The sequence below is a fragment of the Haematospirillum sp. 15-248 genome (genome assembly GCF_012102665.1).
Classification (GTDB): domain Bacteria; phylum Pseudomonadota; class Alphaproteobacteria; order Rhodospirillales; family Rhodospirillaceae; genus Haematospirillum.
Map to the genome: position 1 here is coordinate 1 of NZ_JAAVTF010000015.1, position 13,801 is coordinate 13,801.

Annotated in this window: 11 protein-coding genes and 2 pseudogenes; 12 read left to right on the plus strand and 1 reads right to left on the minus strand. The window is 51.4% G+C overall.

The features are described from left to right. The 3 genes and pseudogenes from HEQ72_RS10315 to HEQ72_RS11620 all read left to right on the plus strand — a co-directional run. Window positions 1-107: pseudogene (locus HEQ72_RS10315) on the plus strand (IS5/IS1182 family transposase); the annotation flags it as partial. Between the two features lie 879 nt (window positions 108-986). Continuing rightward, the gene (locus HEQ72_RS10320) at window positions 987-2,438 is read left to right on the plus strand and encodes a mannose-1-phosphate guanylyltransferase/mannose-6-phosphate isomerase (RefSeq protein WP_168021352.1); all 1,452 of its coding nucleotides are present in this window, start codon (window positions 987-989) and stop codon (window positions 2,436-2,438) included. Next, window positions 2,435-2,605: pseudogene (locus HEQ72_RS11620) on the plus strand (NAD-dependent epimerase/dehydratase family protein); the annotation flags it as partial. The gene HEQ72_RS10320 and the pseudogene HEQ72_RS11620, both read left to right, overlap by 4 nt. A 30-nt stretch (window positions 2,606-2,635) precedes the next feature. On the opposite strand, the gene HEQ72_RS10330 reads toward HEQ72_RS11620, so the two are convergent. Continuing rightward, window positions 2,636-2,806: an NAD-dependent epimerase/dehydratase family protein gene (locus HEQ72_RS10330; RefSeq protein WP_209315742.1), complete on the minus strand. Its 171-nt coding sequence runs from the start codon at window positions 2,804-2,806 to the stop codon at window positions 2,636-2,638. Between the two features lie 217 nt (window positions 2,807-3,023). Here HEQ72_RS10330 and HEQ72_RS10335 point away from each other — a divergent pair, with 217 nt between their 5' ends. The 9 genes from HEQ72_RS10335 (at window position 3,024) to HEQ72_RS10375 (ending at window position 13,801) form a co-directional block, all read left to right on the plus strand. Beyond that, on the plus strand, window positions 3,024-4,031 hold the full coding sequence (locus HEQ72_RS10335) for an NAD-dependent epimerase (RefSeq protein ID WP_168021354.1): 1,008 nt from the start codon (window positions 3,024-3,026) through the stop codon (window positions 4,029-4,031). A gap of 3 nt (window positions 4,032-4,034) precedes the next feature. Next, entirely contained in the window at window positions 4,035-5,330 is a 1,296-nt protein-coding gene (locus HEQ72_RS10340; protein ID WP_168023301.1) for a nucleotide sugar dehydrogenase, read from the plus strand. Continuing rightward, window positions 5,327-6,775, plus strand: a complete 1,449-nt coding sequence (locus HEQ72_RS10345) for a mannose-1-phosphate guanylyltransferase/mannose-6-phosphate isomerase (RefSeq protein WP_168021387.1) — start codon at window positions 5,327-5,329, stop codon at window positions 6,773-6,775. The genes HEQ72_RS10340 and HEQ72_RS10345 overlap by 4 nt, the downstream gene beginning before the upstream one ends. Further along, window positions 6,772-7,755: a GDP-L-fucose synthase gene (gene fcl / locus HEQ72_RS10350; protein ID WP_168021358.1), complete on the plus strand. Its 984-nt coding sequence runs from the start codon at window positions 6,772-6,774 to the stop codon at window positions 7,753-7,755. Before HEQ72_RS10345 ends, fcl begins: the two co-directional genes overlap by 4 nt. Window positions 7,756-7,766: 11 nt before the next feature. Next, window positions 7,767-8,870 carry a GDP-mannose 4,6-dehydratase gene (gene gmd / locus HEQ72_RS10355; protein ID WP_168023302.1) on the plus strand — a complete coding sequence of 368 codons (1,104 nt, stop codon included), beginning with the start codon at window positions 7,767-7,769 and terminating at the stop codon, window positions 8,868-8,870. A gap of 168 nt (window positions 8,871-9,038) precedes the next feature. Then, complete coding sequence (locus HEQ72_RS10360) at window positions 9,039-10,394, plus strand: nucleotide sugar dehydrogenase (RefSeq protein ID WP_168023303.1); 1,356 nt, start codon at window positions 9,039-9,041, stop codon at window positions 10,392-10,394. Between the two features lie 36 nt (window positions 10,395-10,430). Further along, on the plus strand, window positions 10,431-11,450 hold the full coding sequence (locus HEQ72_RS10365; protein ID WP_168023304.1) for an NAD-dependent epimerase/dehydratase family protein: 1,020 nt from the start codon (window positions 10,431-10,433) through the stop codon (window positions 11,448-11,450). A 15-nt stretch (window positions 11,451-11,465) separates the two neighbouring features. Beyond that, window positions 11,466-12,743 (plus strand): glycosyltransferase family 4 protein, encoded by a 1,278-nt coding sequence (locus HEQ72_RS10370; protein ID WP_168023305.1) that lies wholly within the window; start codon window positions 11,466-11,468, stop codon window positions 12,741-12,743. 350 nt (window positions 12,744-13,093) lie between these two features. After that, on the plus strand, window positions 13,094-13,801 hold the full coding sequence (locus HEQ72_RS10375; RefSeq protein WP_168021368.1) for a class I SAM-dependent methyltransferase: 708 nt from the start codon (window positions 13,094-13,096) through the stop codon (window positions 13,799-13,801).

Consider the following 13,801-nt stretch of genomic DNA (forward strand, 5'->3'; position numbering starts at 1 on the left):
CGCGCTGGCGTCGGCTCGTGCGCAACTACGAGGCGCGCATTGACGTCTCCGAAGCCATGATCCACGTCCCGATGGGCAGCCTGCTCCTACGCAGAATCTCACATTGAGCCATTCTCAAACGGACTCTAATGGCTAGATGCTGGCCGGCTCTACCTAAAGCTGTGGCAGTCCGGTCATTTTTGGTATTACGCTGGGACGGGCTGACGAACCTGATTTATTATTGCCTTTTTGGAAAAAACCTTTTCCAGAGTTACGATGGTGTGATATTAAGCTTATTTAGTGTGCGAATTGTGATGGCGCACCTTGCCGCGTTTTCGTTCGACGTGCCTTCTATCTGTGAGTCCATTGCTCGCTCTTGCTGATCGCGAAGCGCTAGTGCGGTAGTGTGCCAAAATCACCTTAATATCATGCCTCACTTCGCAGGTTTACTGGTTCCCAAGAGGGGTCGAGATTCGGCTCGAAGTCATACGTCGTTTGTGTCGGGTCCGCCACTTCGGTTGGCAGTGTCAACTGCAAAGCCGGTCGAGTGCCATAGCAACGATATCTAGGGAGCGATGCCTTCTGCAGGCGATGCAGTCGGTATAGGTTCAGTTCTTGGTATTTACTAGTAGCGCCACTGTTTGCGTTAGGCCCCAGTGCCTTCCTTTGAGTAAAAATCATCCTGCCAGTGCTACTAAACCATACTGTTGAGGTAAGGTTTACATCGAAGAAATGCTAAGCAGTGTTTCTGCATTCAAGCCCAGGTTGGCATGCTACCGGCTTGGGAGTGGGAAAAAGGTTGTGGCGTTCTTGAAATAGTCCAAGCGTTTGAAGGGTGCGGAATGCCTTGTAAGATTGTTGTCTGCCGCGCGGGTAGTTATGGCCGCATGTTATGCGGAAATAGGAAAGGCCAGTGAAGTATTGAACTGGAGTACTACCCGCGCTTTAGACGATGTGTGTGTCAGCATATTGCGATTCCATCAATCTCAAGGGTTGGGTGTTGCGCCATGATCGATAAATCCAGGGTGCAGCCTGTTATTCTCTGTGGTGGTTCTGGCACGCGCTTGTGGCCTCTTTCTCGGACTGGCTTTCCCAAACAGTTTCTGTGCCTGACCGGTGCAGAAAGCCTGTTTCAGCAAGCCACGAAACGATTAATAGGTTTGGGCGGGGACAATATTCATGTGGCTGACCTCCTTGTGGTGACAGGTGACGCCCATCGTTTTTTAGCACTTGAGCAGCTGCGTGAAATCGGCGTCGAGCCGGGTGCAGTCCTGCTTGAGCCAGTGGCCAGAAACACCGCGCCAGCACTTACATTGGCGGCGTTGGCTGCCGTGGAGAATGGCGCCGACCCTGTGCTGGTTGTAACGCCGGCAGACCAGGCCGTGGCAGATACCGGGGCGTTTAACGGAACCATGCACGATGCCATACACCAGGCGGCAGATGGCAGCATTGTGATTCTGGGCGTTACTCCTAGTCATCCTGAAACTGGCTACGGCTACATCCAAGCCGTTGTTGCGCCCGCGCCCATCTTGGTTGTCGAGCGGTTTGTCGAAAAACCCGATGAAGCCACAGCCATGCAGTACTTGTCGGAGGGCGGCTATTACTGGAATGCCGGTATGTTCGTGCTCAAGGCATCTGTCTGGCTTCAGGCTGTAGAAAGCTTCCGGCCCGATATTGCGGCCACCGCCCGTGCCGCTTGGGCCCAGCGGAGCAGTGATTCAGCATTTATCCGCCCCGGTACAGCCGAGTTTGCTGCCGTCCCCAGTGACTCCATTGACTACGCCGTCATGGAGCATTGTCCGGGAAGTCGATTCCCCATCCGCATGGCCCAGCTTGATGCCGGCTGGAGTGATCTGGGTGCTTGGGATGCCGTATGGAACGTGTTGCCCAAGGATTCAGACGGAAATGTCTATGTGGGCGATGTGTTGGCCGTTGATTGCCATAACACCTTGGTACATGGCACCAGTCGCCTGGTGGCCATGGTTGGTGTTCAGGGTTTGGTGGTGGTGGAAACCCCCGATGCTGTGCTGGTGGCCGACCAGTCGCGCGGCCAAGACGTCAAGCACATCGTCAATGCTCTCCAGCAGCAAAAGCGCGAAGAACACACCCTGCACCGCAAAGTCCACCGCCCTTGGGGCTGGTATGACAGCGTTGACGAAGGCGGGCGCTTCAAGGTCAAGCGCATACAGGTCAAGCCCGGTGCCAGCCTCAGTCTGCAAAAGCACCATCATCGCGCTGAGCACTGGGTTGTTGTCAAGGGGACGGCAGCAGTTACCTGTGGCGACAAAAAGCAGCTGCTCACCGAGAATCAGTCCACGTATATTCCTTTGGGCGAGGTGCATCGTTTGGCTAATCCCGGCAAGATTCCGCTGGAAATTATTGAAGTGCAATCGGGCAGTTACTTGGGCGAAGACGATATCGTCCGTTTTGAAGACCACTATGGGCGCAACCATCTATGAGTACCCATCCCAAGATTTACGTTGCTGGCCATCGTGGTATGGTGGGATCTGCCATCGTGCGCCATCTGCTGGCCCAAGGCCACTCTGCTGATCGTATTGTTACCCGCACTCATACAGAACTGGACCTCACTGATCAGGCCGCTGTCAACGCGTTCTTTATGCGCGAAAAACCTGATTATGAAGGCCAGTCCGGACAACTACACACCATTGCGAAAGGCTGCGTCAATGACGTTGGCCTGCATCATCAGGTTTTGGTAGATGAATTCGGCTGGGTATGTGTGGTTGGCATGAATACCGCCTACCTTGGCAGCGGCCAGTTCTGCGCCTCCCGAATCCCAAGCATCATGAAGCATAAAAGCCAATCGCATCGAGGTTGTCGTGTATGATTCGGTGCTGAAGTAAGCTAGGCTCTACGGCTCACAGATGGTGAATGACTTTGCGGTATTCAATCGTTGGGCAGATGTAATCGTCGCTAACCGATTCATCGATGGATATCCTAGGTGTGTTCATCAAGGTTTACAGTCAGGATCTTCTTGGCAGTGACTAAATGCAAATAGATTCACAGCAGAGAGAATTGGAAAAATCATGAAAGTACTAGTTACTGGGGCGGCTGGATTTATTGGCTCCGCCCTAGTTCTGAGACTTTTGGCGCGTGGCGATACTGTCATTGGAGTTGATAATCATAACGACTATTACGATCCCTCTATCAAGGAGGCTCGACTAGCGCGTTTTGCTAGCCACCCCAATTACTCTCACTTAAAGATTGATATTGCAGACCGCAAAGCAATTTACGAATGTTTTAGGTTGCATAAGCCACAGCGAGTAGTCAATCTGGCAGCGCAAGCCGGTGTGCGTTACTCTACCGAGAATCCTATGGCCTATATCGATAGCAACATTGTCGGTTTTGCCCATATCCTCGAAGGCTGTCGACACAATGGCGTGGAACATCTGGTCTATGCCAGTAGTTCCAGCGTCTATGGTGCCAGTACCGCCATGCCTTTCTCGGTCCATAAGAATGTTGATCACCCATTAAGTCTTTACGCTGCTAGCAAGAAATCTAATGAGTTGATGGCTCATGCTTACAGCTACCTTTACAATCTTCCAACGACTGGTCTGCGCTTCTTTACTGTTTATGGACCTTGGGGTCGGCCCGATATGGCCTTGTTCAAGTTCACCAAGGCCATTCTAGCTGGTGAACCCATCCAAGTATTTAACTACGGCAAACATCGTCGGGATTTCACTTACATTGACGACATCGTAGAGGGTGTTGCCCGAATTCTTGACCGGCCTGCTTCACCCAACCTTGACTGGGATAGTGACCAACCCGATCCTGGCACAAGCAAGGCTCCTTGGTGTGTCTACAACATAGGCAACAATAACCCTATTGAACTCATGGATTACATTGGCGCCCTCGAAAAAGCGCTGGGTAAAAAAGCAGAAATGGAGCTTTTGCCTTTGCAGGCCGGTGATGTACTCGACACTTACGCTGATGTCGACGATTTGATCGAGCAGCACCATTACAAACCTGCGACTTGTGCAGATGATGGAATTGCTAGGTTCGTTGCGTGGTATCGCGACTATTTCAAGGTCTAAGTCATGGTAGTATCTGAGAACACAGTCATTGCTGTCGTCGGTCTTGGTTATGTTGGATTGCCTCTCGCTGTTGAGCTTGGAAGAAAATACCCAACTCTAGGATATGACCTCTCTGAAGCTAAGATTGCCAGTTACAGAAACTATTGCGACCCGACTGGCGAGGTAAGCGTCGAGAGCCTGAAAGCAGCAACAAGGTTAACTGTATCAACTGACCCGTCAGTGATTTCTGGGGCTGACATCATTATTGTGGCGGTACCCACACCGGTTGACCAAGCTCACATACCAGATTTCTCTCCTTTAATTGGGGCATCCATTGCTGTGGGCCAAAATATGAAAAAAGGAGCAGTCGTGGTATATGAATCCACGGTCTATCCCGGTGCTACCGAAGAGTTATGTATCCCGTTACTAGAGAAGCATTCTGGAATGAAGTGGAGGCAGGATTTCCGCGTAGGTTACAGCCCAGAGCGTGTCAACCCCGGCGACAAGGACCGCACCATCACCAGAATCGTGAAGGTGGTGTCCGGTGATGATGAGGCAACCCTCAAAATGGTGGGCGATCTTTACGAGTCTGTCATCACCGCCGGGGTACACCGCGCCGGGTCCATCAAGGTGGCTGAAGCTGCCAAAGTAATTGAGAACACTCAGCGCGATCTGAATATTGCCTTGATAAACGAGTTAGCCATCATTTTCGATAAGCTGGGTATTGATACTCTTGAAGTTCTTCAGGCAGCTGGAACCAAGTGGAACTTCCTGCCTTTTCGTCCGGGGCTGGTTGGCGGCCACTGCATTGGCGTCGATCCCTACTACCTTACACATAAAGCGGAAATGCTGGGCTATCACCCACAGGTCATCCTTGCTGGGCGACGTATCAATGACGGCATGGCAAGCTATGTCGCGCAGCAGACTGTTAAGCAGATGATCGATGCAGGTAGTTCTATCAAGGGGGCAACGGTAATTGTGTTGGGGCTTACTTTCAAAGAGAACTGCCCTGACTTGCGCAACTCTAAAGTGGCCGATGTTGTGAGTGAACTGCGCGAATATGGTTGCAACGTTATTGTGCATGACCCAATTGCTTCTAGGGCAGATGCAGATCGTGAGTATGGAGTCAAGCTAACCGATTGGGAGGCTTTGCCGAAAGGTGAAGCTATTGTAATAGCTGTAGCCCATGAAAAATACTTGGCCATGGGCTTAGAAGGTATTCTCACTAAAGTAAATGACCAAGGGGTTGTAATGGATCTGAAATCTGTATTTTCATCTGATGATATTAGTAAGTTGGGATATCGTGTATGGCGGCTATGAATATTATTTATAGCCAGCCTGTTATTCTCTGTGGTGGTTCTGGCACGCGCTTGTGGCCTCTTTCTCGGACTGGCTTTCCCAAACAGTTTCTGTGCCTGACCGGTGCAGAAAGCCTGTTTCAGCAAGCCACGAAACGATTAATAGGTTTGGGCGGGGACAATATTCATGTGGCTGACCTCCTTGTGGTGACAGGTGACGCCCATCGTTTTTTAGCACTTGAGCAGCTGCGTGAAATCGGCGTCGAGCCGGGTGCAGTCCTGCTTGAGCCAGTGGCCAGAAACACCGCGCCAGCACTTACATTGGCGGCGTTGGCTGCCGTGGAGAATGGCGCCGACCCTGTGCTGGTTGTAACGCCGGCAGACCAGGCCGTGGCAGATACCGGGGCGTTTAACGGAACCATGCACGATGCCATACACCAGGCGGCAGATGGCAGCATTGTGATTCTGGGCGTTACTCCTAGTCATCCTGAAACTGGCTACGGCTACATCCAAGCCGTTGTTGCGCCCGCGCCCATCTTGGTTGTCGAGCGGTTTGTCGAAAAACCCGATGAAGCCACAGCCATGCAGTACTTGTCGGAGGGCGGCTATTACTGGAATGCCGGTATGTTCGTGCTCAAGGCATCTGTCTGGCTTCAGGCTGTAGAAAGCTTCCGGCCCGATATTGCGGCCACCGCCCGTGCCGCTTGGGCCCAGCGGAGCAGTGATTCAGCATTTATCCGCCCCGGTACAGCCGAGTTTGCTGCCGTCCCCAGTGACTCCATTGACTACGCCGTCATGGAGCATTGTCCGGGAAGTCGATTCCCCATCCGCATGGCCCAGCTTGATGCCGGCTGGAGTGATCTGGGTGCTTGGGATGCCGTATGGAACGTGTTGCCCAAGGATTCAGACGGAAATGTCTATGTGGGCGATGTGTTGGCCGTTGATTGCCATAACACCTTGGTACATGGCACCAGTCGCCTGGTGGCCATGGTTGGTGTTCAGGGTTTGGTGGTGGTGGAAACCCCCGATGCTGTGCTGGTGGCCGACCAGTCGCGCGGCCAAGACGTCAAGCACATCGTCAATGCTCTCCAGCAGCAAAAGCGCGAAGAACACACCCTGCACCGCAAAGTCCACCGCCCTTGGGGCTGGTATGACAGCGTTGACGAAGGCGGGCGCTTCAAGGTCAAGCGCATACAGGTCAAGCCCGGTGCCAGCCTCAGTCTGCAAAAGCACCATCATCGCGCTGAGCACTGGGTTGTTGTCAAGGGGACGGCAGCAGTTACCTGTGGCGACAAAAAGCAGCTGCTCACCGAGAATCAGTCCACGTATATTCCTTTGGGCGAGGTGCATCGTTTGGCTAATCCCGGCAAGATTCCGCTGGAAATTATTGAAGTGCAATCGGGCAGTTACTTGGGCGAAGACGATATCGTCCGTTTTGAAGACCACTATGGGCGCAACCATCTATGAGTACCCATCCCAAGATTTACGTTGCTGGCCATCGTGGTATGGTGGGATCTGCCATCGTGCGCCATCTGCTGGCCCAAGGCCACTCTGCTGATCGTATTGTTACCCGCACTCATACAGAACTGGACCTCACTGATCAGGCCGCTGTCAACGCGTTCTTTATGCGCGAAAAACCTGATCAGGTTTATCTGGCCGCTGCCAAGGTGGGCGGTATTCATGCCAACCACACATACCCAGCCGAATTCATCTACCAAAACCTGATGATGCAGGCCAACGTCATTGACGCAGCCTTTCGCAATGGTGTGCAAAAGCTGCTGTTTCTGGGATCCAGTTGCATCTACCCCAAACTGGCCTCCCAGCCTATGCGGGAAGATGCTCTGCTGAACGGTACCTTGGAGCCAACTAACGAGCCCTACGCCATCGCCAAGATTGCCGGCATCAAGCTCTGCGAAAGCTATAACCGCCAGTATGGGCAACGCTACGGGGTTGACTATCGAAGCGTCATGCCCACCAACCTTTACGGTCCTGGCGACAACTACCACCCACAAAATTCCCACGTCATTCCTGCGCTTATCCGTCGCTTCCACGAAGCCAAGACAAGCCACGTGCCCAGCGTTGCCATCTGGGGCACCGGTACCCCCAAGCGCGAATTTCTGTACGTGGATGATATGGCTGCTGCCTGCGTGCACGTCATGAATCTGGGTGAGGCTATCTACGCGCAGTACACCCAGCCCATGCTCAGTCACATCAACGTGGGTTGCGGGTACGACATCACCATTAAGGAACTGGCCGAAACTATTGCCAAGGTTATCGGTTATGTGGGCGACATAACCTTCGACCCCAGAAAGCCCGATGGTACTCCACGCAAGCTGATGGATAGCACTCGCCTCAACGCTCTGGGTTGGTGGGCCAAGGTGGATTTGGAGGCAGGTTTGGTAAAATCCTACGAAGATTTTTTGAAGAATCACACTGTGCAGCCCTAATGGACCACAAAATGAAAGAAAAGCTGAAAGTTGCTCTTATAACCGGCATCACCGGCCAAGATGGAGCCTACTTGGCCGAATTCTTGCTGAACAAGGGCTATGTTGTCCACGGAATCAAGCGCCGTACCAGCTTGTTCAATACGGATCGTATCGACCACCTTTATAGAGATCGTCACGAAAAGGGGGGCCGTTTTTTCCTGCATCATGGCGACATGACAGATAGCTCCAGCCTCATTCGCATCATCCAGCAGACACAACCGGACGAAATCTATAACCTTGCGGCACAAAGCCACGTAGCGGTTAGCTTCGAAGAACCGGAATACACCGCTAACTCCGATGCACTGGGTACCCTGCGCATTCTGGAGGCTATCCGTATTCTCGGTCTAGAAAAAAAAGCCCGATTTTATCAGGCTAGTACCAGTGAGCTCTACGGACTGGTACAGGAAATCCCCCAGAAGGAGACCACCCCTTTCTACCCGCGTAGCCCCTACGCAGTGGCCAAGCTTTACGCCTACTGGATCACCGTCAACTACCGCGAGGCCTACGGCATTTATGCCTGCAACGGCATTCTCTTCAACCATGAAAGTCCCATCCGTGGCGAGACCTTCGTTACACGCAAGATCACTCGCGCTCTGGCGCGCATCAAGCTGGGCCTGCAAGGTTGTTTATTTTTGGGCAACATGGATGCCAAGCGTGACTGGGGCCATGCTAAAGACTATGTTGAAATGCAGTGGCTTATGCTGCAGCAGAGCCAAGCCGAGGATTTCGTCATTGCCACTGGCGTGCAATACAGTGTGCGCGACTTTGTCAATGTCGCTGCCCAAGAACTTGGCATGGTCGTTCGCTGGGAAGGTGAAGGTGTGAACGAAAAAGGCTTTTGGATAACCCCCGAGAGCGACAAGCTTATCGTTGCCGTCGATCCGTACTATTTCCGCCCCACCGAAGTAGAAACCCTGTTAGGTGATCCATCCAAGGCTAAAGCTAGGCTGGGCTGGACGCCCAAGACTGTCTTCGAAGAACTCGTGGCCGAAATGGTGCGTGAAGACCTCAAGTCCGCTGAGCGCGATGAACTCATCAAAGGCCACGGCTATAAGTCCATGGACTACAACGAGTAAAAAAAGCCCAGAGAATTCACGCGATGAAGTGAGCCGTTTATTGACAATGCCCAACAGTATTGCTCAATAAGTGAGCAGAACTACAGCGTTCATGTTCGCTCTAAGTTATTGCGGGTAAGCGACGAATGATTTTTGAGCGTGTTGCACATTGAATGAATAAGGAATTTCATGACTGATCTAGCTTGCTCTCAAGATAAGCAGGTATGTGTTCTTGGCTTGGGTTACGTTGGGCTGACACTCGCTGTAGCAATGGCTGACGTTGGCTTTAAAGTCTTGGGCGTTGAAATTAGAGATGAGGTGCTGACCTTTTTGAATAAGGGTGAGGCGCATTTCCACGAACCAGGTTTGCAAGAGCGTTTGCGTCGCGTGATTCGATCAGGTCATCTGCAATCCGCCAAGCGTATTCCTGACAGTTGGTCCGGAAGTGTCTTCATTATCACCGTCGGTACGCCTCTTGATGCTCAAGGACGCTCGCGCCTAGACATGGTTCAGAATGTGGCTCGCGAAGTTGCAGATCATATGAACGGTCAATCGCTTGTTATCATGCGCTCCACGGTCAAGCTGGGTACGACCCGTAAGGTCGTACTGCCATTGCTTGCGACGAGTGGGAAGTCGTTCGATTTGGCTTTCTGTCCCGAGCGAACCCTCGAAGGGAAGGCGCTGACTGAGCTGCGTCAATTGCCCCAAATTGTTGGTGGCTTGACCAGTCAAGCTGCTGTCCGCGCATCACAGCTTTTCCAATTTATTACACCTACCGTAGTACGGGTCAGCAGTTTAGAAACGGCTGAAATGATAAAGCTCGTCGACAATGCGCAACGCGATGTTGCTTTTGCCTACGCTAACGAAGTAGCGCGTGCCTGCGATGCGATTGGCGTCAGTGCTGCTGAAGTCATTCAGGCTGGGAAGTTGGGCTATCCCAGAACTAATTTGCCTATGCCTGGTCCAGTCGGGGGGCCTTGCCTTGAGAAAGATTCGCACATCTTGGCGGAAGGTTTGAGTGATCTCGGGATTAATCCCGAGATCACTCTGGCTGCGCGTCGCACCAACGAGAATCAACCCGGAGAGGTTGTTGCGCACTTGAGAAGCTATACAGATGCTCTGATTGGCTTCTCGAAGAAACCCATCATTACGTTAATGGGTCTGGCTTTTAAGGGGCAGCCTGCTACGGACGATCTCAGGGGCACTATGGCCAGACCTGTCTTCGCCCGCTTGCGTGAGTCTTACCCAACCGCGGAATTCCGCGGTTTTGACGCAGTGGTTGGCGCTCGTGATATCGAAGACTTTGGTCTTGTTTCAGCAACGTCGCTGCAAAGAGCCTTCAAGGACGCTAGTCTGGTTTTGATACTTAACAATCACTCTGTCTTCGGTGAGATGGATATTGAGGAATTGGCAAAAGAGATGCAAGCGCCGGGACTTATCTATGACTTTTGGAACTTCTTTAAGACTGCGGATCTTCACCTGCCAACCAGCATCTCTTATATGGCCTTGGGTAGCCACGGCCAAGTGAGATCGTACTCAATTTAACTTTTGCGAATAGTTCGAGCTCTGAAAGGACGCATCTTGAGGATACTTGTCACAGGTTCTGCAGGTTTTGTTGGTGGCTATTTGGTGCGTGAGTTGTTATCTCAAGGCCATGATGTTACTGGCATCGATAACTACTCAAAATACGGTCCCGTAACACGAGACTATGACGATCACCCAAGTTACACCTTTGTGCATGGCGATTGTAAAGATGTGAGTTTGATGAAAGATCTGGCGTTGGGGTGTGATCAGATCATTGCAGGTGCCGCAATGATTGGCGGCATTACTTACTTCCACGAGCATGCCTATGATCTACTGGTAGAGAATGAGCGAATCATTGCCTCGACTTTTGATGCCGCTATCGACGGGTTCAAAAAAGGGCGCATCAAAAAGATAACGGTCATTTCGTCCAGTATGGTCTTTGAGAGTTGTGACATCTACCCAACGCCGGAGGGAGCGGTTCTTACCTGCCCCCCGCCTCTGAGCACGTATGGCTTCCAAAAGTTGGCGACCGAGTATTTCGCAAAAGGTGCACATGAACAGTATGGCTTGCCGTACACTATTGTTCGCCCCTTTAATTGCATCGGTACTGGTGAGGGTAGGGCACTGTCTGATAAAGAGATACTCAGTGGGAATGTGAAATTGGCTATGTCTCATGTCCTTCCAGATTTGGCGCAAAAGGCGCTAAAAGGACAAAAGCCATTGCACATTCTGGGTGCCGGTAATCAAATTCGTCATTACACTCACGGCAAAGACCTTGCGAGAGGCATTCGGCTGGCGGTGGAGTCCAATAACGCACTAAACGAGGACTTCAATATAAGTACATCGAGGTCGACCAGTGTGTTGGAGCTGGCGAATATGGTTTGGAGTGAAATCAACGGCAGTGAGCCATTTGATTTTGTGTCCGATCCTGCGTATGAGTACGATGTGCAGAAACGAGTTCCCTGCACCAAGAAAGCAGAAAGAGTGCTGGGTTTTAAGTCCGAGATATCTCTGGAGGAGGGTGTTAAGGAGGTTGTTGCGTGGATCCGAGAGCAAATTCAACTAGGAAAAATGTAAGGCTTCGTCGCAGAAATGAGTAAGCCCCTCTTTAAGTTACTAGTCATCGGCAGTTTGTATCCACACTCGGCGCACTCCGTACGTGCTGCCAATATCGTGATTTTTGAGCTGCTCAGGGCACTTGCTCGAAAAGCTGATTGTCGAGTTGGTTATTTACTCGTTCGCCGCGCAGCGGATCCGGACCCGACAGAGACCGAGCTTGCTGGGCTAACTGAATTGGAATGTGTTGGTGTTGAAGTATTAACTCCAATCCAAATACCAACTGGGGCCGAGCCTAGATCTACTTGGCTCAAACTATTATCAGTGCGTCGTTCGGATTTCTATCCGGATTCAATTCATGGAGATCTTGTATATTCTGTTGTTAGGCAGTATTGCCCTGACATGTGTATTGTGCCTTGGTCGGAGTGGTTAACTGCACTTTGTGCGGACTTCCCCATAAAGAAGTTCGCGTATTATGGGAATCCAGATCACAAGGCAGGGGCATGGCGTTTGGCGTTTGACCGCCGCCACGGCATATCAGGTTTGTCGAGGTTCCGTTCAAAAATTGGATTGAGGTTTCTTGAAAAAGAGCATTTCAAGGTGATGAGTTGCTACGATCTACTTGGTAATGTCGCAGCTAACGATGCGGCGTACTATGCAGACAAAGGTCATCCCAATGCCTTTTATATCCAGAATTTATGGATTGATCGTTTTTCTGATAGTTGGCAAGAAAGACGTCAGGCCGAAGTGGATGCATCAAAGCCAATAAAAATCATTGCAAATGTTGGCCAATTGGGGGCTACGGCTAATCGGTATGGTTTAGAGATGCTGGGCGGAAGTATTGCGCCTATGCTTCGGGAACGTATGCGTGGTTTAAGATACGAATTACATGTCTTGGGGCGGGGCGACTTGTCCCCGTCCTTGGCAAGACAGCTGGCGAGCCCAGAAATAGTAATACGAGGCTTTGTTGATGACATTGATGAGGAAATGTTCGAGTCAGCGGTTTTTCTTTGCCTTAATAACGCGAGCCCATTTAAAGTGTGCCACACGCGCTATTTGCATGCTTGGTCACTCGGGATGTGTGTCGTAGCGCATCGTGACGTGGTCCTGTCGATGCCTGAAATGCAAAATAGAGTAAACTGTCTGCTTGGTACTGACGCTTCTGATATTGCTGCGTTAGTTCATGATGCCGTCGTGCAGAAAGACTTGCGTGATCGTATAGGGGCTGGTGGATATGCAACATTTCGGCATTACTTCACTGCGGAAGCTGTTTCGGAGCGGATCTGGGGTTCCATTGATAAGATGATTGAGTAATTTACCAGTCTTGACCTTGAGCATCAAATGCTTAGCAGATAGTCCTGCGCTATCTTGACATGTGGATTTAGTGTCTGGAGGCTGTTTCTTTCTTCAGGCTATCGTTGATAGGGGCTGCGGGGCATATGTTGTTTTTCATGCCGGGTTTACCTCGCGGAGAGGCTGGAGCTTTGTTATGCAGGCAGACCGGTGGTTGTTTGCACTTGGGGTCCGTGTGTAGTGGCTAGTGCGGGAACTGAGTCTATGCTTGTCGCGGCCATAAGGCTTTGTCGGCGTAGTCCCAATTATTTTATTAAACAGCCTAGAAGAAGTTCGAATTGAAAGCTCTACTGAGAAGATATTTGCCCCCGGTGTTTCTGAATATCGTTCGTAAGCTCCGCGATGGCTTGCCGCTCTGGGCGTTGACGCGCAAGGGGCGCTGGATCCGACGCGAGTATTGGCAGTTCGGGCAAGATCAGCGCAGCTTTGTCTTCATGAGCATTGCCCGCTTTCTTCACATCAATCGTCCCGTTCCTGGGTATTACTTTGAGTTCGGTTGCAACGAAGCCAATACCATGAGAAAAGCATGGGACCATTTTCAGCACCTTTTTGACTTTACCTACGTTGGTTTCGATTCCTTCGAAGGCCTGCCGGAGATTGCGGAGGTCGATCAGCAGCCGATTTGGGAAAAGGGCAAACTTGCTTTTGCGGAGGAGCGTTTCATCAAGCGTGTGCTCGATCATGGTATGCCAGTAGACAAGCTCATGGCTGTCAAGGGTTTCTATGACGCCTCGCTGACAGCGGATCTCAAGGCTAGTCTGTTGCCGACCAAGGCGGCCGTTATCTACATAGACTGTGATTTGTATGTGTCTACGGTCCCGGTCCTTGAGTGGATTGTGGACTTTCTGCAGGTGGGCACTGTCATCGTCTTCGACGATTGGTACTGCTTCCATGGGGATCCGCAGCGTGGTGAACAATTGGCTTGGAACGAATTTATGCAGCGTCATCCCGAACTTCGTTTTTCAGAATTTGTGAGGACCAACGAAGCGGCGTCTTTTATTTTCGTTGGTCATCAGTAA